At 71.3% G+C, this 23,993-nt stretch carries 20 protein-coding genes; 13 read left to right on the top strand and 7 right to left on the bottom strand.

All coding sequences use genetic code 11. The annotated features are described in order from the left end of the window. The first annotated feature begins 32 nt into the window (after positions 1-32). The 3 genes from RT2_RS10945 (at position 33) to RT2_RS10935 (ending at position 2,149) form a co-directional block, all read left to right on the top strand. Entirely contained in the window at positions 33-1,091 is a 1,059-nt protein-coding gene (locus RT2_RS10945; protein ID WP_072844790.1) for a ferrochelatase, read from the top strand. A gap of 111 nt (positions 1,092-1,202) precedes the next feature. After that, positions 1,203-1,712: a nitroreductase/quinone reductase family protein gene (locus RT2_RS10940; protein WP_072844789.1), complete on the top strand. Its 510-nt coding sequence runs from the start codon at positions 1,203-1,205 to the stop codon at positions 1,710-1,712. Positions 1,713-1,822: 110 nt separating this feature from the next. Further along, positions 1,823-2,149, top strand: coding sequence for a hypothetical protein (locus RT2_RS10935; RefSeq protein ID WP_072844788.1), 327 nt, complete (start codon positions 1,823-1,825; stop codon positions 2,147-2,149). 16 nt (positions 2,150-2,165) lie between these two features. Here the strand turns inward: RT2_RS10935 and RT2_RS10930 are convergent, their stop codons facing one another. Next, positions 2,166-3,500, bottom strand: coding sequence for a type I glutamate--ammonia ligase (locus tag RT2_RS10930; RefSeq protein ID WP_072844787.1), 1,335 nt, complete (start codon positions 3,498-3,500; stop codon positions 2,166-2,168). Between the two features lie 157 nt (positions 3,501-3,657). Here RT2_RS10930 and RT2_RS10925 point away from each other — a divergent pair, with 157 nt between their 5' ends. The 3 genes from RT2_RS10925 to RT2_RS10915 all read left to right on the top strand — a co-directional run bounded on the left by RT2_RS10925 (position 3,658) and on the right by RT2_RS10915 (position 6,093). Then, entirely contained in the window at positions 3,658-4,242 is a 585-nt protein-coding gene (locus RT2_RS10925) for a TetR/AcrR family transcriptional regulator (RefSeq protein WP_072844786.1), read from the top strand. A 323-nt stretch (positions 4,243-4,565) separates the two neighbouring features. Beyond that, positions 4,566-5,066, top strand: coding sequence for a MerR family transcriptional regulator (locus RT2_RS10920; protein WP_072844785.1), 501 nt, complete (start codon positions 4,566-4,568; stop codon positions 5,064-5,066). A 133-nt stretch (positions 5,067-5,199) separates the two neighbouring features. Then, positions 5,200-6,093: a class I SAM-dependent methyltransferase gene (locus RT2_RS10915; protein WP_371851155.1), complete on the top strand. Its 894-nt coding sequence runs from the start codon at positions 5,200-5,202 to the stop codon at positions 6,091-6,093. 10 nt (positions 6,094-6,103) lie between these two features. Here RT2_RS10915 and RT2_RS10910 read toward each other — a convergent pair whose 3' ends face one another. Continuing rightward, entirely contained in the window at positions 6,104-6,916 is an 813-nt protein-coding gene (locus RT2_RS10910; protein WP_072844784.1) for an Rv1486c family protein, read from the bottom strand. Between the two features lie 82 nt (positions 6,917-6,998). Here RT2_RS10910 and RT2_RS10905 point away from each other — a divergent pair, with 82 nt between their 5' ends. Genes RT2_RS10905 through RT2_RS10895 form a run of 3 tightly spaced genes read left to right on the top strand, consistent with a single transcriptional unit; the run spans position 6,999 to position 9,525 of the window. Then, positions 6,999-7,820: a DUF3097 domain-containing protein gene (locus tag RT2_RS10905; protein ID WP_072844783.1), complete on the top strand. Its 822-nt coding sequence runs from the start codon at positions 6,999-7,001 to the stop codon at positions 7,818-7,820. Between the two features lie 57 nt (positions 7,821-7,877). Further along, on the top strand, positions 7,878-8,309 hold the full coding sequence (locus RT2_RS10900) for an NfeD family protein (protein WP_072844782.1): 432 nt from the start codon (positions 7,878-7,880) through the stop codon (positions 8,307-8,309). A gap of 22 nt (positions 8,310-8,331) precedes the next feature. Then, positions 8,332-9,525, top strand: a complete 1,194-nt coding sequence (locus RT2_RS10895; RefSeq protein ID WP_072844781.1) for an SPFH domain-containing protein — start codon at positions 8,332-8,334, stop codon at positions 9,523-9,525. On the opposite strand, the gene RT2_RS10890 is transcribed toward RT2_RS10895, so the two are convergent. Continuing rightward, complete coding sequence (locus RT2_RS10890) at positions 9,512-10,207, bottom strand: TVP38/TMEM64 family protein (RefSeq protein WP_174556696.1); 696 nt, start codon at positions 10,205-10,207, stop codon at positions 9,512-9,514. The two genes, RT2_RS10895 and RT2_RS10890, sit on opposite strands and share 14 nt — an antisense overlap. 170 nt (positions 10,208-10,377) lie before the next feature. Here RT2_RS10890 and mutA point away from each other — a divergent pair, with 170 nt between their 5' ends. From mutA to RT2_RS10870, 4 genes are all read left to right on the top strand, one after another. Next, positions 10,378-12,261 (top strand): methylmalonyl-CoA mutase small subunit, encoded by a 1,884-nt coding sequence (gene mutA / locus RT2_RS10885; protein WP_072844780.1) that lies wholly within the window; start codon positions 10,378-10,380, stop codon positions 12,259-12,261. Continuing rightward, a complete protein-coding gene (gene scpA, locus RT2_RS10880; RefSeq protein ID WP_072844779.1) occupies positions 12,258-14,513 on the top strand; it encodes a methylmalonyl-CoA mutase in 2,256 nt (751 codons plus the stop codon). The genes mutA and scpA overlap by 4 nt, the downstream gene beginning before the upstream one ends. Further along, on the top strand, positions 14,503-15,492 hold the full coding sequence (meaB, locus tag RT2_RS10875) for a methylmalonyl Co-A mutase-associated GTPase MeaB (RefSeq protein WP_072844778.1): 990 nt from the start codon (positions 14,503-14,505) through the stop codon (positions 15,490-15,492). Before scpA ends, meaB begins: the two co-directional genes overlap by 11 nt. 167 nt (positions 15,493-15,659) lie before the next feature. Next, on the top strand, positions 15,660-17,009 hold the full coding sequence (locus tag RT2_RS10870; protein ID WP_083577321.1) for a serine hydrolase domain-containing protein: 1,350 nt from the start codon (positions 15,660-15,662) through the stop codon (positions 17,007-17,009). A gap of 6 nt (positions 17,010-17,015) precedes the next feature. Here the strand turns inward: RT2_RS10870 and RT2_RS10865 are convergent, their stop codons facing one another. Genes RT2_RS10865 through RT2_RS10850 form a run of 4 tightly spaced genes read right to left on the bottom strand, consistent with a single transcriptional unit; the run spans position 17,016 to position 23,693 of the window. Next, positions 17,016-17,792: a BPL-N domain-containing protein gene (locus RT2_RS10865; RefSeq protein WP_245709256.1), complete on the bottom strand. Its 777-nt coding sequence runs from the start codon at positions 17,790-17,792 to the stop codon at positions 17,016-17,018. Further along, entirely contained in the window at positions 17,789-19,039 is a 1,251-nt protein-coding gene (locus tag RT2_RS10860; RefSeq protein WP_072844777.1) for a heparan-alpha-glucosaminide N-acetyltransferase domain-containing protein, read from the bottom strand. Before RT2_RS10860 ends, RT2_RS10865 begins: the two co-directional genes overlap by 4 nt. A 2-nt stretch (positions 19,040-19,041) precedes the next feature. Continuing rightward, positions 19,042-19,716 carry a BPL-N domain-containing protein gene (locus tag RT2_RS10855; protein WP_072844776.1) on the bottom strand — a complete coding sequence of 225 codons (675 nt, stop codon included), beginning with the start codon at positions 19,714-19,716 and terminating at the stop codon, positions 19,042-19,044. Further along, positions 19,713-23,693, bottom strand: coding sequence for a Pls/PosA family non-ribosomal peptide synthetase (locus RT2_RS10850; RefSeq protein ID WP_245709258.1), 3,981 nt, complete (start codon positions 23,691-23,693; stop codon positions 19,713-19,715). Before RT2_RS10850 ends, RT2_RS10855 begins: the two co-directional genes overlap by 4 nt. Positions 23,694-23,993 lie beyond the last annotated feature (300 nt).

Raw genomic sequence — 23,993 nt, 5'->3', positions numbered from 1 at the left:
GATCCCATCTCGCCACGACGACGGTTCCCGAGATGACTGAGTTCGACGCCCTGCTGCTGCTCTCCTTCGGCGGGCCGGAGAAGCCCGACGACGTCCGCCCGTTCCTGGAGAACGTGACCAGGGGCAGGGGAGTGCCGCCCGAGCGCCTCGACGAGGTGGTCGAGCACTACCTGCACTTCGGTGGGGTGTCGCCGATCAACCGGCTAAACCGCGACGTCATCGCCGCGGTCGAGGCCGAGTTCGCCGGTGCTGGAATCGATTTGCCGATCTACTTCGGCAACCGGAACTGGCACCCGATGGTCGAGGACACCGTCGCTCGCATGCGCGACGACGGTGTCCGCTCGGCCCTGGTGTTCCCGACCTCGGCGTGGGGTGGCTACTCCGGGTGCAGGCAGTACCACGAGGACGTGCTGCGGGCACGGGCCGCGGTGGGCGACGGGGCGCCGACGCTGCGGAAGCTGCGCCAGTACTACGACCACCCGCTGCTGGTCGCGGCCTTCGCGGACGCGATCGCGGCGGCCAGGGCGCAGCTTCCGCCGTCGCAGCGCGACGCCGCCCGTCTGGTGTTCACCGCGCACTCGGTACCCGTGTCCGCGGACGCGAGCGCGGGCCCGCCCGCCGACGGCGGCCGGCTCTACAGCCGCCAGGTGGCCGAGGCCGCACGGCTGTGCGCGCAGGCCGCGGGCGTGGCGGACCACGACCTGGTCTGGCAGTCCCGGTCGGGACCGCCTCAGGTGCCGTGGCTCGAACCCGACATCTGTGACCACCTCGGCGCGCTCGCGGCCGGCGGAACCGAGGCCGTGATCGTGTGCCCGGTGGGCTTTGTCTCCGACCACCTCGAGGTGATCTGGGACCTCGACACCGAGGCCCGCGACAAGGCCGCGGAGCTCGGTCTGGGCTACGTCCGCGCCGGCACGCCCGGCACCGATCCCCGGTTTGCCCAACTGGTGACGGCGCTGGTGGGCGAGCAGTTGAGCGGGGCGGCACCGGACCGGCTCGGCAGCGAACCGCTCTACGGCGCCGGGCTGAACGGCGCCCTGTGCGCGACGGCGTGCTGCGAACCGGTTCGCCGGCCCGGTCGCCAGGCGTAGCTCGGCCGACGTTGCGGTCGATCGGGTGCCTTGCCATCGATGGCGGCCGGTCCCGCGATGCCCGATCGGAACTCCGATTGCAGGGGTCTGACCTGGGCGTATGATCTGAGGATGCCGCTGCGATACGTCGATCCGGCCAAGAAGCACGGCCCGGTGTACAAGGCCACGGAACGCTTCGGGCGCTCCCGCATCGGACAGCTCTACGTGCGCAAGATCGCCTCCCGCACCGACCCGTGGGTGTACCGCGTCACCGGCGGGCGCCTGCCGTCACGGGACTGGTCGGTCCCGTCGGCGCCGCTCAGGACCACCGGCGCCAAGTCGGGTCTGCCTCGCGAGGTGCAGGTGTCCTACTTCCACGACGGGAGCGATCCGATCCTGATCGCGTCCAACTACGGTGGAGCGAGACACCCCCACTGGTACCACAACCTGATTGCGCACCCAGAGTGCCAACTCGGCGGCGAGCGATTCGTGGCGACGGCGATCACCGGGGCCGACGAGCACGAGCGCTTGTACGCGCTCGCCGAGCGGGTCTACGCCGGGTACCACGACTATCGGGTCAAGACTGCGCCGATCGGGCGGCAGATCCCCGTCTTCAGGCTCTCCCGCAGCGAGAGCGGCTGACCGGAACGGCTCCTATCTCACGTTTCTGCACGTCGGGGGTGGTATTGGGAGGCGCCTCGGTGCATGATGATGTCATCACCTCGTCCATGCCGTAGCCGGGGGAGCAATTCATGACCCGTCGTCTCGCCGCGGCAGCGTTCCTCGCGATCGCCGCCGTCACGCAGTTCTCCGGTGTGGTGCTTACCGGCACCACGCCGATCGCGGGAGCGCAGAGCACCACGGCGACCGCCGCCCCCAGCGCCACCGCCACGCCGTCGGACAAGTTCATCAGCAACAAGACGGACGACCCCAAGGACCAGCCCTTCTGTGACGACCAGGCGGCCCTGGCCAACAACCTGAACCGGCAGGGCGACGCGACTCGCGCCGAGAGCGTCGTGTCCACGGCCAACATGAGCGGGTGTCGGATCTACACGTTCCCGTCCTCGCCGGACGGGTAGTGACGGCCGCCGGCGGTCACATCGTCCAGGCGAAGCGGAGTCGGTCGACGACCTCCTGTGGCGGCTTGTCCCGGTACTCGGTCAGCTCGTAGTTCCTGACGGCGTACAACGCCTCCAGCACGAGGGGGTCGAACAGTTCCCCCGCCAGCCGGGACGACCGGAACCGGTCGAGCATCTCGTCGGGTTCGGTGGGCATCGCCTCGACGCCGAGCGCGCGCCGCTCCTCCTCGCTGAGCTGGTCCGGGTTGACGGTCACCTCGCCGGGCAGCGGCAGGTCCGTCGCGATGCCGGCCAGCGCGGCGCCGAGGACCGCGGTGCTCGCGAGGTACGGGTTGGCGGACGGGTCGATCGGCTTCACCTCGAGGTGGGCGCCGTGCGGATTGCCGGGGGTGTCGGCGCACAGCCGGACGGCGGCCTCCCGGTTCTCGAGCCCCCAGCAGGCGAAGGCGCCCGCCCACGTGTTCGGCCGCAGTCGGTGGTGCGAGAGCGTGGACCCGGCCAGCACGAGCATCAGCGCGGGCAGGGCCCGGACGAGGCCGGCGACTGCGCCGCGTCCGGTGGCCGTCAGTCCGTGCGGGCCGTCGCCGCCGGACAGGGCCGGTCGACCCCGCCGGGACAGCGAGAGGTGCTGGTGGGCGCCGTTCCCAGCGCCGTCGAGGGTGGGGAACGGCGAGAACGAGGCGCGCATCCCGTGTGCTCGTGCCGCCCTGCTGACGAGGATGCGGGCCAGCACCGAGTCGTCGGCCGCGGAGACGGGGTCGGTCGGGGACAGGGAGACCTCGAACTGGTTCGGCCCGTACTCCGCGTGGACCTGTTCGATCGCCAGTCCGGCCCGGTCCGCCGCCTCGACGAGGTCCCGGACGAACGACTCCGCGGCGAGGGCTGCGGTCAGCCCGTAGGCCGACCACTCGTCGGCGGGCAGCGCGTCGAAGAGGCAGAACTCGATCTCGTGCCCGATGCGGGCCTCGAGGTCCACCTCGCCGAGCCGGTGCACTGCCCGGCGGAGCGCGCTGCGGGGGCAGGCCCCGTAGGGGCTCCCGTCCTGATCGACGAGGTCCGCCGGCGCCCAGTGCGAACCCTGCCCGAGGTCGCGCAGTTGGTCGGGGCGGATCCGGAGCCGGAGGTCGCCGACCGCCGAGAAGGACGGCGTGAACGCGATGTGGTCGTCGACGCAGAAGACGCACCAACTCGGGGAGGCGCCGGCCCCTGCCGACGCGAACGTGGACAGGCGCGCGGCGGGCATCACCTTCGCCCGGGAGATGCCACTCATGTCCACCACGGAGCCGATCACCCGATCCCGTGGGTCGAGCGGGGTGCCGGTCGTGCTCGGGGAACGTGGGACGGAGAGCATGGGCGTCTCGTCTCGTCGGGTGGCTCGGTGTCGCGCTCCCGAGTGTCCCACCCGCGGCGAGTTCCGGCAGCCTTGGACCGACCGGTCCACCGGCGCCCGAGATCCATGGAATGATCGGTCTATAACGATCGGTCCACGCGTTGACCTGGGGGTACAGATGACGGAGACCGGACTGGGTCCCCGCGAGCGACTGGTGAACTCCGCTGTCGCCATGGTTGGTGTGCGCGGCTTCCACGGCACCGGAGTCTCGGAACTGCTCGCCCACAGCGGCGCGGCTCGCAACTCGATCTACCAGCATTTCCACGGGGGCAAGGCCGAACTGGTCGAGGCGTCCACGCTCGCCGCGGGCGAACGGATGTCGGCGCTGCTCGGGTCGCTGTACGAGGACGGCGGCGTCGAGGGACTGGTCGACGGACTGGTCGACTGGTGGCAGCGCGCGTTGGAGCACGACGGTTTCGAGGCCGGGTGCCCGGTGGTCGCCGCGGCGCTCGCCGGCCCCGACCTGCCTGGTGTGGTGTCCGCGGCCGGGACGGCGTTCACCGTCTGGTGCGCCCAGCTGGCCGCGGCGCTTCTCGAGCGCGGACTGACGGCCGACGCGGCCGAGTCGCTGGCGCGGTTCACCGTCGGCGCGGTGGAGGGCGCGGTAGTCCTCTGCCGCGCGACGAAGTCACCGCGACCACTCGACGACGCCCGCACGCAGCTCAGGGCACTGCTCGAGCTGCGCCTCCGGGACGAGGGCTGACGCCGGGCACCTGACTGGGAAGCGTCACCGACCGGGTGCGGTCAGCAGCACCGCGCTCGCGGCGTCGGCGCCGAGGCGGTACCCGCCCCCGACGGCCGGAACGGACTCCGCCGCGGCGGGAGTGAAGGTGCCGTCCGCCGCCACCGTGGCCCCGGCGAAGGTGGTGCCGTCGGTGGACTCCGGCGCGCCGCCGGTGAGCCGCTCGGCGCGCGCGGCAACCGGCCCCGGATTGCGTTCGCAGTGGACGATTTCGGACGGTACCGGTCGCCGCCGGTCACGAGCACAGTTGGGCGAAAGCGCCCGCGGCCGCCTACCTTCACGGGGTGCACGACGACCTCTACCACCGTTACGAGTTCACCTTCCTGGTACCGCTGCTGACCGTCTCCCGGGAGCACACGCTGGCGGCCGACCTCGGCTCACGGGCCCATGAGGCGAACGGGCTGCAACTGCTGACCATGACCGCCGAGGGGATGCGCGCCGTCACCACCGCCGCCGACGTGGTCGAGCGCCTGACGGCGCACGGGGTGCGGCCGCATCGGACACATCCGGACCTGGTGACGCGTCAGGACATCGCGGACCGGGGCGGGGTGACCCGGCAGGCGGTGGGGCAGTGGGTGCGCGGCGAACGGCACCGGACCGCGCCGTTCCCGGTGCCGTTCAACACGGTCTCCGGCGGGGTCTGGCTCTGGGGGGACGTCTACGGCTGGCTGCGCGAACGCGACTACGGTCGCGACACCGGGCTGCGGTATCCGACGCTCGACGAGCACATCCGCATCGACCGGCACATCGCGATGGACCGAGGGGAGCCCGGGGCCCGGGCGTAGAATCGGCGGTTGTCGGCCGGTGAGGTCGTGTCGCACTCGCAGTACCGGTGGCCGCCGTCCTGCCTGGTCGTTCAGCGCGGTTGAGCAGTCGCCCAGCCGAGCCTGCCGACACGGATTGCGAGGCATTTCGGTGATGATGCGGACCGACGGGGACACCTGGGACATCGTCAGCAGCGTCGGTCTCACCGCGTTGGGTGTGGCGACATTCCGGGCGTTGGAGACGGCCAGGCCCGACGCCCTGATCCGGGACGAGTGTGCGCGGTGGTTCGTCGATGCGGCGGGCGAGCCGCATTTCACCGGACTGCTGGCCGACCCGTCACCGCTCGAGAACACGCCGTTCTTCTTCCCCGGGTTCATGGGGCTGAGGACGAGATTCTTCGACGACTTCTTCACCTCCGCTGCGGCGGCCGGGGTTCGGCAGGCGGTGATCGTGGCCGCCGGACTGGACGCCCGGGCGTACCGGCTCGACTGGCCGGCGGGCACGACGGTGTACGAGGTGGACCAGCCCAAGGTGCTCGAGTTCAAGGGCGAGGTGCTCGCCGAACACGGTGCCCGGGCGAAGGCCGATCGGCGTGCGGTCGCCGTCGACCTGCGAGAGGACTGGCCGGCCGCCCTCGTGGCCGCGGGTTTCGACCCGGCCCGGCCCACGGCGTGGTCGACGGAAGGGCTGCTGCCGTACCTGCCCGGCGCGGCGCACGATGCGCTGTTCGAGCGGATCGACGAGCTCTCCGGCCCGGGCAGCCGTCTCGCGGTCGACGGATTCGGCGCGGGCACCGACATCAAGCGTTTCGCGGAGCTGCGGGAGAAGTACTTCCCCCAGAACCCGTTCGGCGACATGGACATTGCCGAGCTCTTCTACCAGGACGAGCGGGCAGATCCGGTGCAGTGGCTGACCGGGCGCGGGTGGACGGTGTCGCTGGCGAACCCGCTCGAGCTGGCCGCCGACTACGGCCGGCCGGTGCCCGAGCTCCCCGAGGACCTCGCCGACCTGACCCGGAAGTCGACGTACCTGACCGCGGTGAAGTAGGCAGACCCGCTCACGTGCGCGGCAGCACCGCGCGCATGCTCGCGCCCGCGGCGCCGAGGCGCGCCGCGCGCACCGCGGACCACAGCGGACGCAGGGTGTCCTCGCGGGCCGCGGCCCCGGCCGCGGACTGTGCCCGGCCGCCGGCGTCGCCCGCGACGGTCAGGATCGCGGCCACCTGGTCGGCCGTGTCGAAGATCCGCAGGGCCCGGTCCGGGATGGCGCCGGGGTAGCCGTGGTGGGCGTACTCCGCGAGCAGTCGGGCGATCCGGGCCCGCGGGTCGTCCTCTCCCGGTGCGAACCCGCCGCGCATCGACGCCAACGCGTCCGCCGCTTCCCGGACCGCCTGCCGCAGCTCGTACTCGGCCTCGCCGAGGCCGATCTGCTCGGCCGGGACGGGAATCGCCGGCACCGGAAAGACCGTCCACCGCAACACATCCGGTCCCTCCACCGACGGCACGATGCCGATTCCGGCGCGGCCGTGGGCGCCGACCAGCACGCCCTCGCCGGCCTGGACGGCGGCGCCGGCGAAGGCGGTCCCGGGTGGCAGGCCGCGGACGTCGCCGGGTGCGGGCAGCACGAGGGCGATCGACGCCTCGCGGTCCCGCTCGGACACCTGCCGCACCGCGCGCAGCAACAGCACGGGCCCCGCGTCCTCGGGATCGGGCCACGGCAGGTCCCACTGCACCGAGACCTCGGCGTCGGCGGCGCCGACCAGATGCATGGGCGCCCAGGCCTGTACGGCGTCGATGACGTCGTCGGGCGAACTGGAGCCGGCAAGCCAGGAGGCGGCCCACACGGCCAGGGTGGTACTCGGACAGGACACGGTAATCCAGCATAGGTCGGCGTGGCGGGCTCGGACGAACCGAGCGGGTGTCCTAGCGTGATGGTCCGTGACTTCACGCGACATGTACGGCGGCAACATCTTCTCCGGCCACACCAGGCGTCACCGACCGGCGGCACCCCGGGTCCCCGCCGACAAGGGGCTCGTCGTGGAGGACGCGGCCACCGGCTACTGCGGGGCCGTGGTCGGGATGGAGAAGACGTACGACGGCGACTTCGTCCGGCTCGAGGACGGGCGCAGGCAGACCCGGCTGTTCGCGATGCGGGAGGCGTCCTTCCTGATCGACGGCAAGGCCGTCACGCTGGTCCGGCCGACCGCGGTCAAGAAGGCCGCCCCGGCCCGCTCGGCGTCCGGGTCCACCCGGGTCGAGGGCCTGCGGGCCCGTACCGCGCTGCCCAGCCGGATCTGGGTGGAGGGCATCCACGACGCCGCGCTGGTCGAACGGGTCTGGGGTCACGACCTCCGGGTCGAGGGCGTGGTGGTCGAGCACCTCGAGGGCCTGGACAACCTGGCCGACCGGCTGGCCGAGTTCGGCCCCGGTCCCGGGCGGAAGGTCGGCGTACTGGCCGACCACCTGGTGGAGGGTTCGAAGGAGTCGCGGATGACGCAGAACCTCGGCCCGCATGTGCTGGTCACCGGTCACCCGTACATCGACGTGTGGGAAGCGGTGCGGCCCAAGGCCGTCGGCATCGAGGCCTGGCCGAAGATCCCGCGGGGACAGGACTGGAAGACCGGCATCTGCCGGGAACTGGGGTGGGGGACTCCGCAGGACGGTTGGCGGCGCGTCTACGGCGCGGTGTCGAGCTTCCGCGACCTCGAGGCGCCGCTGATCGGCGCGGTCGAGCGTCTGGTGGACTTCGTCACCGAGCCGCTCGCCGAGGGGTGACCGGGGGCGGTGTCGCGAGCCCACCGGCTCGGCGCCGGATTCTGGTTAGATGGACTCGTGGCGGCGATAATCTGGCTGGTTGCAGGCGTTTTGCTCGCAGGGGCCGAGGCGATGACTGGGGACTTCTTCCTCCTCATGCTGGCCGGCGGCGCCCTCGCGACGGCGGGGGTCACCAGCGTGACCGACCTGCCTGTGTGGGCGGACGCGGTGATCTTCGCGTTGACCTCGCTGGTTCTCGTGCTCGGCGTGCGCCCGGCCCTGCTGCGCCGCTTCGCCAAGCCGCCGCTGCTGGCCACCAACGCCGAGGCGTTGCCGGGCAAGAAGGCAACGGTGCTGGCGGAGGTCGCGGAGCACGGCGGCCAGATCAAACTCGGCGGCGAGGTGTGGACCGCTCGCGCGCTCGACCCGACCGAGGTGTACCTGCCCGGCACCACCGTGACCGTGATGGAGATCGACGGCGCGACCGCCGTCGTGTGGAGGGGACCCTAGAAATGTCTGGAGAGTTGTGACAGTGGCCGCACTCATCGTTCTTGCAGTGATCGTCGTGCTGGTGGTGATCACGATGGCGAAGTCCGTCGCGATCGTCCCGCAGGCCGAGGCGGCGGTGATCGAGCGCCTCGGACGGTACGTGCGCACGGTGTCCGGTCAGCTGACCTTCCTGGTGCCGTTCGTGGACCGGATCCGCGCCAAGGTGGACCTGCGTGAGCGGGTGGTGTCCTTCCCGCCGCAGCCGGTGATCACCCAGGACAACCTGACGGTCTCGATCGACACCGTCGTCTACTTCCAGGTGACAAACCCGCAGGCCGCGGTGTACGAGATCAACAACTACATCGTCGGTGTCGAGCAGCTCACCACCACCACTCTGCGCAACGTCGTGGGCGGGATGACGCTGGAGGAGACGCTCACCTCGCGGGACTCGATCAACGGCCAGCTCCGCGTCGTGCTGGACGAGGCCACCGGCCGGTGGGGCCTGCGCGTCGCCCGCGTCGAGCTCAAGAGCATCGACCCGCCGCCGTCGATCCAGGAGTCGATGGAGAAGCAGATGAAGGCGGACCGCGAGAAGCGGGCCACCATCCTCACCGCCGAGGGCCATCGGGAGTCCGCGATCAAGACCGCCGAGGGCGACAAGCAGTCCCGCATCCTCGCCGCGGAGGGCGCCAAGCAGGCGTCGATCCTCACCGCCGAGGGCGAGCGGCAGTCCCGCATCCTGCGCGCGCAGGGTGAGCGGGCCGCGAAGTACCTGCAGGCGCAGGGCGAGGCGAAGGCCGTGGAGAAGGTGTTCGCGGCCATCAAGGCGGGCAAGCCGACGCCGGAACTGCTTGCCTACCAGTACCTCCAGACGTTGCCGGAGATGGCCCGCGGCGACGCGAACAAGGTGTGGGTGCTGCCCAGCGACTTCGGCGACGCCCTCAAGGGGTTCGCGAAGACGCTCGGTGCGCCCGGCGAGGACGGGGTGTTCCGGTTCGAGCCGAGTGCCACGGACGACGCGGCGGCGCCGGTGGACGACTCGGAGGAGGTCGCGAGCTGGTTCGAGACCAAGTCCGATCCGACGGTGGCGCGCGCGGTGGCGGCGGCCGAGGCGGTGGCGCACAAGTCGGTGGATGCGCCGGCGCCGCAGCAACTTCAGGTCGAACCTCCGGTTCCGCCGAACCCGTCGTCCGAGCCGGTGATGGACCTGCTGGTGGACCCGCTCAATCCTTCCTGAGGGCGGTCGACACTTCCGACTCCGACAGCGGAACGGTGGTGCCCGGCACGGGCATTCGGGTGTCCAGCACCAGGCCCAGGACGCCGATTGCGATGCAGGCGCCGGAGAGCGCCAGCAGGGCCGGGTTGGTCTGTCCGCCGAGGGCGTCGCCGAGCACCACCACGCCGATGGTGCCGGGCACCACCGCGACCAGGGTGGCGAGGACGAACGGCCAGAACCTGATCGACGACACCCCGCTGCAGTAGTTGACCACCGAGAACGGCACCGGCGCGATCAGCCGCAGCGACCCGACCGCAAGCCAGCCGCGCCGGGCCAGCCGGTCGTCCACCTTCTGCACTGCGGGGTGCGTCAGCCGGGCGGCAACCACGTCGCGGCCCACCGCGCGGACCAGCAGCAGGGCGAGGGCGGCGCTGAGCGTGGTCGCGGCCACCGCCAGCACGATGCCGGTCAGCGAGCCGAACAGCACGCCCGCGGCGAGGGTGAAGACCGTGCGGGGGACCGGCGCGACGGTCACGACCGCGTGTACCGCAAGGAATACGAAGGGGAAGGCGGGGCCGACCGAGTCGGCCCACTCGCGGATCTGGTCGATCGACGGATGCGGGACGAGGAGCGCCGCCGCGGCGAGGGCGAGCAACAGGAGCAACGCCCCGATCAGCTTCGGGTCGCGCAGCCACCTTGTCACGATTGCCCAGGCTACCTGGTGCCGTCGGGACGGCTCACCCACCGACGCCAATGTTACTGAGCGGTAATCAGGCACGCGCGATCGCGGCCGTTTCGGCGGCCGCTAGCATCACGGGACAATGACTGTGCCCGAATAACCGAGAGGAAGCAGACACCGTGTCACAAGCTCCAGTGTCACACGCTTCACAGGCCGAAGCGGCTGCCCGCGACTACGCGGCGTGGCAGCAGGCGGTGGCGGCGGTGCTCGCGAAGGCCCGCCGGGTGGACGTGTCCGAGCTGCCCGCGGAGCCGGAACGGCTCCTCGACACCCCGACCTACGACGGCGTCACCATCGCGCCGCTGTACACGCGCCGTGACGAGACCGCCGAGACCGCCCTGCCGGGCGAGTTCCCGTTCGTCCGCGGCCGCGACGCACACCGTGACGTGAACCGGGGTTGGCTCGTCAGCGCGGCGTTCGGTGCCGGCGAGTCGGATCCCGCCGCCACCAACCAGACGATCCTCGACGGCCTCGAGAACGGCATCAGCGCCGTCTGGCTCAGCGTCGGCGCCGACGCGCTGCCCGCCACCGGCGTGGCGAAGGCACTCGAGGGCGTACTCCTCGACCTCGCGCCGCTGACCCTCGACGCAGGCGCGGACACCGCGGCCGCGGCCGAGCAGGTCCTCGCGCTGCTCGATGCGCGGGCCGCCGCCGGTGACGGCGTCACCGACCGGGCCGCGGTCACCGTGAGCCTCGGCGCCGCGCCGCTGACGAGTCGGTTCGCCGACCGGGCCGACGTGGACCTCGCCGCCGCCGTGGCACTCGCGCAGACCGCCGCGGGCCGCGACGAGACCGTCCGCGCGCTCACCGTCGACGGCACCGTGTTCCACAACGCGGGCGCCAGCGACGCGGAGGAGCTCGGCGCGGCCATCGCGACGGGGCTCGAGTACCTGCGGGCCCTGACTTCCGCCGGTCTCACGATCTCGCAGGCGCTGGGCCAGGTCGAGTTCCGGTTCTCGGCCTCCGACGACCAGTTCCAGACCATCGCCAAGCTCCGGGCCGGACGCCAGCTGTGGGCCCGTATCGCGCAGGTGTGTGGCGCATCCGAGTTCGGCGGCGCCCCTCAGCACGCCGTCACCTCGGCCGCGATGATGACCCAGCGGGACCCGTGGGTGAACATGCTCCGCACCACGCTCGCCGCGTTCGGCGCCGGCGTCGGCGGTGCCGACTCGGTGACCGTGCTGCCGTTCGACGCCGCGGTGCCGGCGGGGACGCTGGAGACCTCCAAGTCCTTCGCGGCTCGCATCGCCCGCAACACCCAGCTGCTGCTGCTCGAGGAGTCGCACCTCGGCCGGGTCCTCGACCCCGCCGCCGGTTCCTGGTTCGTCGAGGACCTGACCGCCTCGATCGCGGCCAAGGCCTGGGAGTTCTTCCAGCAGATCGAGGCCGACGGCGGGTTCGCCGCGGCGCTCGAGTCCGGTCTGGTCGCGGACCGGATCGCGGTCACCCGCGCGGCCCGCGAGTCCGACATCGCGCACCGCAAGACCGCGGTGACCGGCGTCAACGAGTTCCCGAACCTCGACGAGAAGCCGCTGCCGGTCGGCGCGAGCGCCCCGCTCGACGACGTCGCCCGTTACGGCGCCGCCTTCGAGGCGCTCCGCACCCGGTCCGACAGCTACCTGGCGGAGAACGGCTCGCGGCCCAAGGTGCTGCTCGCCGCGCTCGGCTCGGTGGCCGAGCACAACGGCCGCACCACCTTCGCGTCGAACCTGCTGGCCTCCGGCGGCATCGAGGCCGTCAACCCGGGCACCCTCGACCTCGGCACCCTGCCGGGCGTCGTGCGGGACGCGGGCACCACGGTCGCGGTGCTCTGCGGCACAGACAAGCGTTACGGCACGGACGGTGTGCCCGCGGTCGACGCGCTGCGCGCGGCCGGCATCGAGACGGTGCTGCTCGCCGGTCCCGAGAAGACCTTTGCCGACGCGGAGGGTTCCGACCGCCCCGACGGCTTCCTCACCGCTCGTATCGACGCAGTGTCGGCCCTGTCCGGCCTGCTTGACACCTTGGGAGTGAAATGACCAGCCGCGTCGGCCACCTGATCGGCAGCTTCGCCGACGTCCCGCTGACGGACCCGGCCGCGCCCGCCCCGCAGGCGCCCACCGTGGACCAGTCCGCCGCGCACATCGCGGAGGCGGCGGCCGCGAACAACTACACCGCCGACGAGGTGGTGTGGTCCACCCCCGAGGGCATCGACGTCAAGCCGGTCTTCACCAAGGCCGACCGTGACGCGGCGGAGGCCGAGGGCTACCCGCTCGACAGCTTCCCGGGCGCGGCGCCGTTCCTGCGTGGCCCGTACCCGACCATGTACGTCAACCAGCCGTGGACGATTCGCCAGTACGCCGGCTTCTCCACCGCGGCCGAGTCGAACGCCTTCTACCGCCGCAACCTGGCGTCGGGACAGAAGGGCCTGTCGGTCGCGTTCGACCTCGCGACGCACCGCGGCTACGACTCCGACCACCCGCGCGTCGCCGGCGATGTCGGCATGGCCGGTGTGGCCATCGACTCGATCCTCGACATGCGTCAGCTCTTCGACGGGATCGACCTGTCGCAGGTGTCGGTGTCGATGACGATGAACGGCGCGGTGCTGCCGATTCTCGCGCTGTACGTCGTCGCGGCCGAGGAGCAGGGCGTCACGCCCGAGCAGCTCGCCGGAACCATTCAGAATGACATTCTGAAGGAGTTCATGGTCCGCAACACCTACATCTACCCGCCGAAGCCGTCGATGCGGATCATCTCCGACATCTTCGCCTTCGCCAGCGCGAAGATGCCGAAGTTCAACTCGATCTCCATCTCCGGCTACCACATCCAGGAGGCCGGCGCGACGGCCGACCTGGAGCTGGCGTACACCCTCGCCGACGGCGTGGAGTACATCCGTGCCGGCCTGGACGCGGGCATGGAGATCGACAAGTTCGCACCGCGGCTGTCGTTCTTCTGGGCCATCGGCATGAACTTCTTCATGGAGGTGGCCAAGCTGCGTGCCGGCCGCCTGCTGTGGGCCGAGCTGGTCGAGAAGTTCGAGCCCAAGAGCGCGAAGTCGCTCTCGCTGCGTACCCACTCGCAGACCTCCGGCTGGTCGCTGACCGCGCAGGACGTGTTCAACAACGTCGGGCGGACCTGCGTCGAGGCGATGGCCGCGACCCAGGGGCACACCCAGTCGTTGCACACCAACGCGCTCGACGAGGCGATCGCGCTGCCGACCGACTTCTCGGCTCGCATCGCGCGCAACACCCAGCTGCTGCTGCAGCAGGAGTCCGGCACCACCCGGCCGATCGACCCCTGGGGCGGATCGCACTACGTCGAGTGGCTCACCCACCAGCTGGCGAACCGTGCGCGCGCGCACATCGCCGAGGTGGAGGAGGCCGGCGGCATGGCGCAGGCCATCAGCGAAGGTATCCCGAAGCTCCGCATCGAGGAGGCCGCGGCCCGCACCCAGGCCCGGATCGACTCCGGCCGCCAGCCGCTGATCGGCGTCAACAAGTACGTGCCGGACGAGCCGGACAGCATCGAGGTGCTCAAGGTCGAGAACTCCAAGGTGCGTGCGGAGCAGCTCGCGAAGCTCGCGGCGCTGCGGGCCGAGCGGGACGAGGCCGCGACGCAGGCCGCGCTCGCCGAGCTCACCCGGGCGGCGGCGTCCGCCGAGGGCGGCATGGAGAACAACCTGCTCGCGCTCGCCGTGAACGCGGCCCGCGCGAAGGCCACTGTCGGGGAGATCTCCGACGCGCTCGAGAAGGTCTACGGGCGTCACCAGGCCGAGATCCGGACCATCAGCGGTGTGTACCGGGACGAGGCCGGAAAGGCGGAGAACATCGCTACCGCAACCGAACTCGTCGAGGCGTTCGCCGCGGCCGAGGGTCGTCGTCCCCGCATCCTGGTCGCCAAGATGGGCCAGGACGGACACGACCGCGGCCAGAAGGTGATCTCCACCGCCTTCGCCGACCTCGGCTTCGACGTCGACGTCGGACCGCTGTTCCAGACCCCCGAAGAGGTGGCCAACCAGGCCGCCGACGCCGACGTGCACGTCGTCGGTGTCTCCTCCCTGGCCGCCGGACACCTCACCCTGGTGCCGGCGCTGCGGGAGGCGCTCGCCGCGGTGGGCCGCCCCGACATCATGGTCGTGGTCGGCGGCGTCATCCCGCCCGGCGACTTCGAGGAGCTGTACCAGGCCGGCGCAGCCGCCATCTTCCCGCCCGGCACGGTGATCGCGGACGCGGCCACCGGACTGCTCGAGAAGCTGTCGGCACAGTTGGGGCACGATCTGAGTGGCAGCTAGGCCGGTCCTGGACCTGACCGCACTCGGCGACGCGGTGCTGGCCGACCGGCGGGCTCAGCTCGCCAAGGCCATCACCCTCGTCGAGTCGACCCGGGCGGATCACCGGGAGCAGGCGCAGCAGCTGCTGCTGCGCCTGCTCCCGCACGCCGGTGGTGCCATCCGAGTCGGCATCACCGGCGTGCCCGGGGTGGGCAAGTCGACCACCATCGAGGCGCTCGGGATGTACCTGCTCTCGTTGGGGCACAAGGTGGCGGTCCTGGCTGTCGACCCGTCCTCGACGCGGACCGGCGGTTCGATCCTGGGCGACAAGACCCGGATGCAGAACCTCTCGGTGGAGCCCAACGCGTACATCCGCCCCTCGCCGACGTCCGGCACCCTCGGCGGCGTCGCGAAGGCGACCCGCGAGACCATCGTGCTGCTCGAGGCGGCCGGCTACGACGTGATCCTGGTCGAGACGGTTGGCGTCGGGCAGTCCGAGGTCACGGTGGCGAACATGGTCGACACCTTCACCTTCCTGACCCTCGCCCGCACCGGCGACCAGCTGCAGGGCATCAAGAAGGGCGTGCTCGAGCTGGCCGACATCGTCACGGTGAACAAGGCGGACGGCAAGCACAAGATCGAGGCGAAGGGTGCGGCCCGGGAACTGGCCGGGGCGCTGCGGCTGATCTACCCGCACGACGCGTTGTGGAAGCCGCCGGTGCTCACCATGAGTGCCCTTGAGAACGACGGCGTCGACAAGTTCTGGGACGAGGTCCTGCGGCACCGGAAGGTGCTCGGGGACGCCGGGGAACTCGAGCGCAAGCGACAGCAACAGCAGGTGGACTGGACCTGGTCCATGGTCCACGACCAGTTGCTGCGCCGGCTCGACGACGACGTGAAGGTCAAGTCGATCCGCCACGACGTGGAGCAGCAGGTGCGGGAGGGCTCGCTGACGGCGGCACTCGCCGCGCACCGGATCCTGGACGCGTTCGACAGCTGACGGTCGGTTCGGCATGCCCGGCCGAACCGCTCCGAGGCAGGTCAGAGGCGCTCTGCCCCTGATCTGTGGGGTCGCCGCGGTAGGATTACGGCGCCCGCGAGGTCGACCCACCAGGTACCGCTCATCGGCGCGGTACTCGGCCCGGGGCAGGGGCGGAAGTGCCGACCATGAGGGTTTCCCGCAAGGACCGCAGTCCGGGCTCTCGCCACGGCGGGCGTCGCCTCCGGCACGCACGCGCCACCCGACTCGCGGTCCTCACGTCGTGCGCCGCGCTGGCGATCGCCGGCTGTTCGGGCACGTCGGACACCACCAGTTCGTCGCGATCCGTCGCGAACACCGTCTCCGCGCCGGCATCGGCCGCGCTGAAGCCGATCGACCCGGCCGCATTTCAGGCGGCGGTGGCGGACGCCGCCGAGGTGCTGATGGTCCCCGGCGCGGTGGTTCAGCTCCGCACCCCTCAGGGCACCTTCGACGCGGTCGTCGGCACCACCGAGCTGGGCGCGCAGACCCCGCCGGACACCGGCACCCACTTCCGGGTCGCGTCGAACACCAAGACGATGACGGCGGCGCTGATCGTGCTGCTGGCCCAGGACGGCAAGCTCCGGTTCGACGACCCGGTGTCCGCCTACGTGCCGGACGTGCCCGACGGCGACAACATCACCATTTCGGAGCTGCTGAAGATGCGCAGCGGGCTCTACGGCTACACGGACGCGCCGGAGTTGTCGGCGGCCCTGGACGCCGACCCGGCACGGGTCTGGACACCCCAGGAGGTGCTGGACATCGCCTTCCGGCACCCGCCGGGGTTTCCGCCGGGCACGGCATTCGAGTACAGCAACACCAACTACGCGCTGCTGGGCCTGGTGGCGGAGAAGGCCGGCGGACGCCCGCTGGCCCGGCAGTTGCAGGATCGGCTGTTCGGCCCGCTCGGGCTGGGGCGGACCTCGTTGCCTGCGGCCGACGACAACTCGCTGCCGGAGCGCTACTCGCGCGGCTACATGTACGGCGACACGTCCTACGCGATGGTCGACAAGCCGTACCCCGCCGACTTGCAGGCCGCCGCACGCAGCGGCGCCCTGCAACCCCTCGACTACACCCACCAGAACCCGTCCTACGCCACCGCCGCCGGGGCGGTGATCTCAACGGCCGACGACCTGGCCACGTGGACCCGAGCGCTGGTGTCGGGCAAGGTCTTCGACGCCGACCACCAGCAGCAGTGGCTCGACAGTCTGCAGCCGGAGGACCCGAGCTCGCCCGACGGACGGCAGTACGGCTACGGCATCACGTACCAGCGTTTCGGGCCGAACGCCGCGATGTACTACCACGGCGGCGAGCTTCCGGGCTTCAACTCCTTCATCGGTCACGACCCGGACAACGACGTGACGCTGGTGATCTGGACGAATCTGACCCTCTCGCCCGACGGCAGGACCACGGCAAATGCCTTGCTGCCCACGGTTCTCGACGAGATCTACACCGGGTTGTCCGTGGCGCCGACACCCGCCGTCACCCCCACCGGCTGACGCGGGTCAGCGCGCGACGGTCGCGGCGACCAGGTCGTGACCGAGGTCGAACCGGATGCCGTCGGGGTTGGTCAGTCCGGGTCCGCGGTACCAACTCTCGTCGGACTCCGGGTGCGGGCCCACCAGCCCGACCCGGCCGGCGCCGTAACTTGTGACGGCGGCCGCGGCGGTCCCGGTCCGGTACCGCGCCAGCACCGTGGTCTCCGGGGCGGTCACCCAGGCCCCGGTGAACTCCGGGCCGTCCTGGAAGAACATGTGCCGCCGCTCGCCGCGCCAGTTCACCTCGATCACGGTGTCGTCGGTGTCCTGCACCTCCGAGCCGGCTGTCCCGAGGTAGCGGTGCACGGTCTCGGGCACCAGGTCGAAACCGGGGTCGGTCCCGGCGAGGTAGGCGCCCAGGCAGAAGCCGAGGTAGTTGCCGCCGCCGTGGACGTAGGCCCGGATGTCGGCTGCGTGCGAGCGCATCCGGCGCCACGCCGGACGCACCTCACCGCCGCCGGGCTGGGCGTAGACGGCGGCGCCGGCGAGCGCTTCCGTGGTCAGCTCGACGTCCTCGTCCGGTCCGCAGTAGACGACCCGGAACGGGTCCGGCGCCGATTCGAGGAGCCGCCCGACGGCCTCGGAGCAGCCCGAGCAGGACGCCTTCCCCCGGTACACCAGCGCCACCGGTCGATCGTCGGGCCGCTCGTGAAGTGCCCAGCCGGCGGCGGCGCCGCCGATCGCCGCCGTCCCGGCACCGAGCAGGAACCGCCGCCGGGTCAGCTGCTTACGCCCGGTACTCACGCCGGCCTGTGCGCGGCAGACCGGCGCCGGGCCCAGTCCTCGGTGCGGCGGCGCACCCGGCTGGTCACGGCGGTGACCAGTCCCTCGAGCGGGCCACGGCCGGCGGTGGCCTTCCAGACGATGGCCAGGGCGATCATCACCACCACCTGGCGCAGGTAGCCGGACCAGGGTCCGTACACGTCGAAGTCCGAGTTCACGAACATGATGTGGCCGACGTAGGCCGTCAACGACAGGCTGCCGACGGCGGCCAGGGGGACGAACAGCACCCGGACGGCCAGCGCGAGGTACCGGCGTGTGACGTGGCCGAGCAGCAGGGCCACCCCGAGCACGGCCAGGGTGCTGCCGATGGTCGCGGCCAGGTCCAGTGGGGTGCCGGTGTGCGGGCCGTCGACCGCGAGCCACCACCAGGTGGTGGTGGGAACGGTGCCGTCGCCGCCGAACGCCAGCAGTTCGGCGATGACGTCGTCGTCGGTGGTGGCGTCGAGGTGTTCGAGGCCGCCGAACGGGTTCAGCAGGGCCCAGGAGGTGACGGCGGAACCGAGCATCAGTGCGACGCCCGTACCGGCCAGGCCCGCGGCGACGCGGATCGAGGTCAGGGTGAGCCGGCCGACCACGAGGCCCGCGCCCACGTACGTCATCCAGACCAACGCGGGGAACTCGCCGGTGAAGACGAGCGTCGAGAGCACGCCGAGTGGATCGGAGAACAGCGCCCCGAAGCTCAGCTGCTCGTCGAGGAACTCGGGCAGGTGGGGCAGCAGCGCCTGACTGAGAACCGGCAGCAGCAGTCCGGCGGCGACCGTAGACACCAGCAGTGTCCGGGTCGAGAGGTAGATCAGCGGGATGGCCAGCAGGAACATGACCGCGTAGTAGGTCAGGATCACCACGCCGAACTCGATGTCGGTGTATCCCAGGGACAGTCCGATCAGTCCGATCACGACCGCCCGGGCGGCCAGCGACGCGCTGATTCCGGTGGCCTCGGGGCCGCGATGCAGGCGGCGACGTCGGGAGATGAACGCGATGCTCACCCCGGCGAGCACCGCGAAGATGGCCGCGGCGCGACCGGCCGCGAGTGAGAACATCCAGGTGGGTTCGCCGGCGTCGTCGTACTCGTTGAGGGAGTGGACGGCGATCATGCCCAGGACCGCCAGCCCGCGGGTGGCGTCGACGCCGACGAGGCGCGAGGCCCTGCGGGTCGGGGGAGCGGCGGTCGGCTGCGAGACGGCCGCGGTGTCCGGAGTGACGCTCATGGTCAGCACATCACCGCGTCGATCAGGTCCAGCCCGGCGGCGACGCCGGTGGACTCGGGTGTGCGCAGGCCGGAGTCGGCGAACCAGTCGGCATCGGCCTCCGGGTGCGGGCCGACGACGCCGACCCGGCCCGAACCGAAGTCGGTGGCGAGCGCGGCCACCTGCCCGTTGGCGTAGTTTGCGATGACTTCGACGGGGGCGGCAGGGGCCGCGTTCAGCTCGAACATGGGTCCGTCCTGGAAATAGAGGGGTTGACGGTATCCGCGCCACCGCACCTCGACGGTGGTGGCGTCGGTCGAGGCCACGGCTGCCCCGGCGGAGGCGATGTACTGGTCGGTGTCGCCGGGTAGCAGGTCGAAGCCCGGGGTGGCCCCGGCCAGGTAGCCGCCGAGGCAGAAGCCGAGGTAGCGGCCGCCTCCGGAGACGAACCCGCGAATGGTGTCCCGGTGCCGACGCATCCGCCGCCAGGCCGGTCCCAGGGTGGCGCCGCCGGGCTGCGCGTAGACGGTCGCCACGCCGAGGGCCGCGCGGGTGAGCTTGACCTCCTCCCGGGGCCCCACGTAGTGGATGTCGAAGTTCCACCGACTGCGGCGCAGCAGCGACGCGACGGACTCGGGGCAGCCGGGCCCGGTGGCCCCGCCGCGGTAGACCAGCGCGAGCGGACGACGGGTGGTCACGAGCGGACTCCCTGTGCCGGGATCCCGTGCCACCGGGTGTGCGGCGGCAACTGCTCGCCCTTCATCAGCAGCGACAACGCATCGAGTTCGGCACCGTCGCCGACCACCGCGTCGTAGAGGACGATCGAGCGAGTACCGACGGTGGCGCTGCCGCCGACCGTGACCGTAGACATCTTCATGACCCGGTCCTCGAAGAGGTGGGTCTGCAGTGAGACACCCGCCCCGACGGTGGCGTCGTCGCCGATCCGGACCAGGTCGAACTCGGTGAGGTAGGTGGTGCCGATCCAGGCGCGGCGGCCGATGGTGGCGCCGAAGCTGCGCAGCAGCGGGGGCAGGAACGGGGTGCCCATCAGCTGGTGCAGCAGCACCGGTACCGCGGCAGCCTCGTACACACCGGTCGCGAACTCGGCGCGACGGACGAACTTCGCCCACAGCGGCTCGACGCGGGGCACGTAGGTGCCCACCATGTTCCGCTTCACCGCGGCCGCGTAGAGCACCACGCCGTACGCCGTCGCCAGCGCCAGCAACGGGGCTACGACGACGGTCACGAACATGCCGGTGTTGCGGGCGAACTGGGACAGGCCGAGCAGGTAGAAGTACAGGCTGACCCCGACCACGGTGGCGGGCAGCGTGATCCGGAAGAACTCGATGAAGAGCCGGTGGGCGACGACGCCCCGGCTCGGGCTGAAGATCTCGGAGTCGTCGAAGTCGCCGCTGTCCTGACGCGCCGGCAGGAAGATCGCGGGCGAGCCGAGCCACGAGGTGTCCGGCGGCACGCCGCCGGCGGGCGGCACCGTGAGCACACCGATCAGCGAGCCGTCGCCGGTGCGGGTCCCGCTCGGCAGCATGGCGGCGTTGCCGACGAACGCTCGGGTCCCGACCTCGGTGTGCTCGAACAGCATTCGGCCGTTGCAGACCGTCGCCCCACCGAGACTGGCCATGTCGGCCACGAAGCTCTCGTCGCCGATGGTGAGCAGGTCCGGGTCGATGTGCGCCACCGTCGAGACCTCGGCGCCGACGCCGACTCGGGCGCCGAGCAGGCGCAGCCACGGTGCCGTGTACAGGGTGGCGTAGAGCGAGTTGTTGTAGGTCAGGCTCATCTCGAAGAGCTTGTCGGTCATCCACTTCCGGATCCCGAGGCCGGACGCGGCAGGGTACTCGCCCGCCGGCAGATTCGGCAGGATCAGCTTCTTGCCGCCTGCGACCACGGCGCAGACGGTGAGCACGTAGACGGCGCCGGACAGCAGCGTCGCGAGCAGTGCGGCGATCATGCCGTACTCGAGCAGCACGGCCCAGACCATGACCAGGCTGGGCACGATGGTCGCGATGGCCAGCAGCTCCAGCAGGGCCAGGCCGCCCCAGGCAGCGGCGGTCAGTCGGCGGGTCCAGCTCGGCGCGGGTCCGGCGGCGTGCATGGCCTCGACGCTCTCGCTCAGCGCGGGCACCTCGGACGGCGGTGAGCCGATCCAGCGCTGGCCGTCCGGGATCCGCCAGCCGCGGGTGAGGGTGGACTGCTCGCCGAGCATCGCGCCGTCGCCGATCCCGGAACCGGGCTCGAGGACGCAGTTCTCGGCGACGAAGGCGCGGTCGCCGATCACGATGGGCGCGAGCACTACCCAGCCGCTCGCGACATGCCACGGGCGGAGGTCGGTGTTGTAGCCGATCGAGGCGTGGTCGCCGATGGTCACCATCGAGGGGAAGGGCACCGTACTGGTCCCGATGTAGCTGTCGCGGCCCACCTCGGCGCCGGTGGCGCGCAGGAAGCTCGCCATCATCGGGGACCCGCTCAGCACCGGCATGGGCGAGAGCATCATCAGGTGCTCGACCATCCACAGTCGGAGGTAGGTGGCGCCCCACAGGGGGTAGGTGCCGGGCTCGATGCCGCGGGAGAGTGGGCGGACCAGCAGTACCGGCAGTACCCAGCGCACCAGCAGATACGTCGGCACGGTTGCCAGGAGTAGGTCCACCAGCGCGCCGAAGGAGGGCTGGCCGTCGTGCAGGCTGTAGACGACCGAGACGGGAAGGGTGACCACCAGGAGGATGAGCAGCAGCAGCCCGCCCTGTGCGCCGCCGGCCCGGGCCACCTCCGAGCTACGGGGTACCCGCGGGGGCAGTTTGTCCACCGGCGGCGCCGCGACCGCGGCCTGACCGGCCGCGGGCGCCAGGGCAGCGGCCAGTTCCCGGACCGTCGGGTTTGCGTACACGTCCCGGATGCCGAGGGCGTCGTCGACGCCGCGCTCACGGAGCGTGGTCACCAGCTGCGCGGCCAACAGCGAATGTCCACCCAGTTCGGTGAAGAAGTTCGCGTCCACGGACAGGGCGTCGGCCTCGACGCCCAACTGTTCGGCCCACAGCACCTGGAGGGTGCGCTCGAGGTCCGACGCGGCGGCCACCACGGGCCCGGTCGCAAGTGCCAGACGCTGTCCGGTCGGCTCAGGCAGTCGGGGCCGGTCGACCTTTCCGCTGGGCATCATCGGGAGCTCGTCGACGATGTCGACGAACGTGGGCACCATGTAGTCGGGCAGGCGCGAGTGCGCCTCCCGGTGCAGGCGCTCGATCAGTTCAGGGGAGCCGCCCTGGCGGGCCGAACCGGTCCGCAGCACCAGGTAGGCGGCGAGGTGCTCGGAGCCGGCCACGGTGGCCAGGGTGACCACGCTGCTGGCGACGGCGGGGTCCTCGAGCAGCACGCTCTCGATCTCGCCGAGGTCGACGCGGTGGCCGCGGATCTTGACCTCGCTGTCCGCGCGCCCGAGGTACTCGATCTCGCGGTCGTCGGTGATGCGGCCCAGGTCGCCGGTGCGGTAGAGGCGTCCGCCGGGTCCGGCGAAGGGATGCGGGAAGAAGCGGTCCGCGGTGAGGTCTGGGCGGCCGACGTAGCCGCGGGCGACGCCGGGTCCGCCGATGCAGATCTCGCCGACCTCACCGTCGGCGACCGGGTACCGGTCCTCGTCGAGGATGACAACCGAGTAGGTGGGCAGCGGTACGCCGATGGTGACCGGGCGGCCGGGCAGCAGCTCGCACCAGGTCGCGGTGACCGTAGCCTCGGTGGGCCCGTAGGTGTTGAGGATCCGCCTTCCCGGCCGCGCCCAGCGCTCGACGATCTCGCGGGGGCAGGCCTCTCCGCCGACCAGGATGCTGCGCAGCCGGGGGAGGTCGCGGGGGATGGTCGCGAGCAGGGTCGGCACGCAGTACAGGACGGTGATCGCGGCGTCGTCGAGGAAGTCCGCCAGTTCGCCGCCGAGCCGGCGGGAGTCGGTGGGGCCGGCGACCAGCGTCGCCCCGACGGCCCAGGTGGGCCAGATCTCCTCGATGGAGAAGTCGAACGAGATGGTCATGCCCTGGTACACGCGGTCGGTGGGTTGCACGTCGTAGACCTCGGGCACCACGTCGAGGAAGTTGCAGATGCTCGACTGCGCGACCTCGACGCCCTTGGGCCTTCCGGTGGAACCGGAGGTGTAGATGACGTAGGCGGCCGGGTCCTTGTGCAGGATCTCGAGGTCCGGCCGGGTGCCGGGCTGGCCGGAGATCTCGGCGGCCTGGGTGTCGAGCTCGAGCCAGTTGGTGTGCAGCGTGGACAGGGTCTGCCCGAACGATGCGGTGGTGACGACGAGGTCCACCCCGGCGTCTTCGGTTATGTACGCGATCCGGTCGGCCGGCGAGGCCGGGTCGATCGGCACGAAGGCCGCGCCGGCCTTGAGCACACCGAGGAGTGCGACGTACGTGGCGGGCGAGCGTTCGAGCAGGATCGCCACCCGCGACCCCACCCCGCTGCCCAGCGCGGTGAGCTGGTGGGCGAGCTGGTTGGCGTGGAACTCGAGCTGGGCGTAGGTCAGTCGGACGGACCCACATTCGACCGCCACGGCGGAGGGCGTGAGGTCGGCGGTGGCCTCGAAGACATGGTTGAGCCGACGACTGAGGGGCCGGAAGGTGGACCCTCCGGCCGGGCTCGGCTCCACCCGCCGCATCGGTGCTGTCATGTCTTCGTGCAAGGAGGCCCCCCCAGGCGAAAGTTATTTGATGGTTAACTTTGATGCGAACAGCACGGCCATAGAACCATGGGGGTTGGGCGTCGTCGGCGTGCCGGTGGCGTCTCAGTGGATGGGTGACCGCTGGCCTCGCCCGGGCCCGGCGGGCGAGTGGACCCTTTCCGGACGGTCGTCCAAATCCCTACCGTGGGTCCAGGTTTGGCAATGAATGGCCTGCGTGTGGATAGTTTTGTACGGCGTCTGGCGGCATCGACGTCGGGGTGGAACACGCCTCGGCCGAGGTCTTGGGAT

The organism is Rhodococcus tukisamuensis NBRC 100609, from assembly GCF_001894985.1.
Taxonomy (GTDB): Bacteria; Actinomycetota; Actinomycetes; order Mycobacteriales; family Mycobacteriaceae; genus Rhodococcus_G; species Rhodococcus_G tukisamuensis.
Note: the sequence above shows the minus strand (reverse complement) of the source record. Positions and strands in the feature narration are given on the sequence as shown.

What these genes read in the sequence shown, in the direction of transcription:
- RT2_RS10940 (WP_072844789.1), top strand. Translation starts at nt 1,203, where the DNA reads ATGCCGCTGCGATACGTCGATCCGGCCAAGAAGCACGGCCCGGTGTAC.
- RT2_RS10915 (WP_371851155.1), top strand. Translation starts at nt 5,200, where the DNA reads ATGATGCGGACCGACGGGGACACCTGGGACATCGTCAGCAGCGTCGGT.
- RT2_RS10870 (WP_083577321.1), top strand. Translation starts at nt 15,660, where the DNA reads ATGAGGGTTTCCCGCAAGGACCGCAGTCCGGGCTCTCGCCACGGCGGG.
- RT2_RS10850 (WP_245709258.1), bottom strand. Translation starts at nt 23,693, where the DNA reads ATGACAGCACCGATGCGGCGGGTGGAGCCGAGCCCGGCCGGAGGGTCC.
- scpA (WP_072844779.1), top strand. Translation starts at nt 12,258, where the DNA reads ATGACCAGCCGCGTCGGCCACCTGATCGGCAGCTTCGCCGACGTCCCG.
- RT2_RS10860 (WP_072844777.1), bottom strand. Translation starts at nt 19,039, where the DNA reads ATGAGCGTCACTCCGGACACCGCGGCCGTCTCGCAGCCGACCGCCGCT.
- RT2_RS10905 (WP_072844783.1), top strand. Translation starts at nt 6,999, where the DNA reads ATGTACGGCGGCAACATCTTCTCCGGCCACACCAGGCGTCACCGACCG.
- RT2_RS10935 (WP_072844788.1), top strand. Translation starts at nt 1,823, where the DNA reads ATGACCCGTCGTCTCGCCGCGGCAGCGTTCCTCGCGATCGCCGCCGTC.
- RT2_RS10930 (WP_072844787.1), bottom strand. Translation starts at nt 3,500, where the DNA reads ATGCTCTCCGTCCCACGTTCCCCGAGCACGACCGGCACCCCGCTCGAC.
- RT2_RS10945 (WP_072844790.1), top strand. Translation starts at nt 33, where the DNA reads ATGACTGAGTTCGACGCCCTGCTGCTGCTCTCCTTCGGCGGGCCGGAG.
- RT2_RS10925 (WP_072844786.1), top strand. Translation starts at nt 3,658, where the DNA reads ATGACGGAGACCGGACTGGGTCCCCGCGAGCGACTGGTGAACTCCGCT.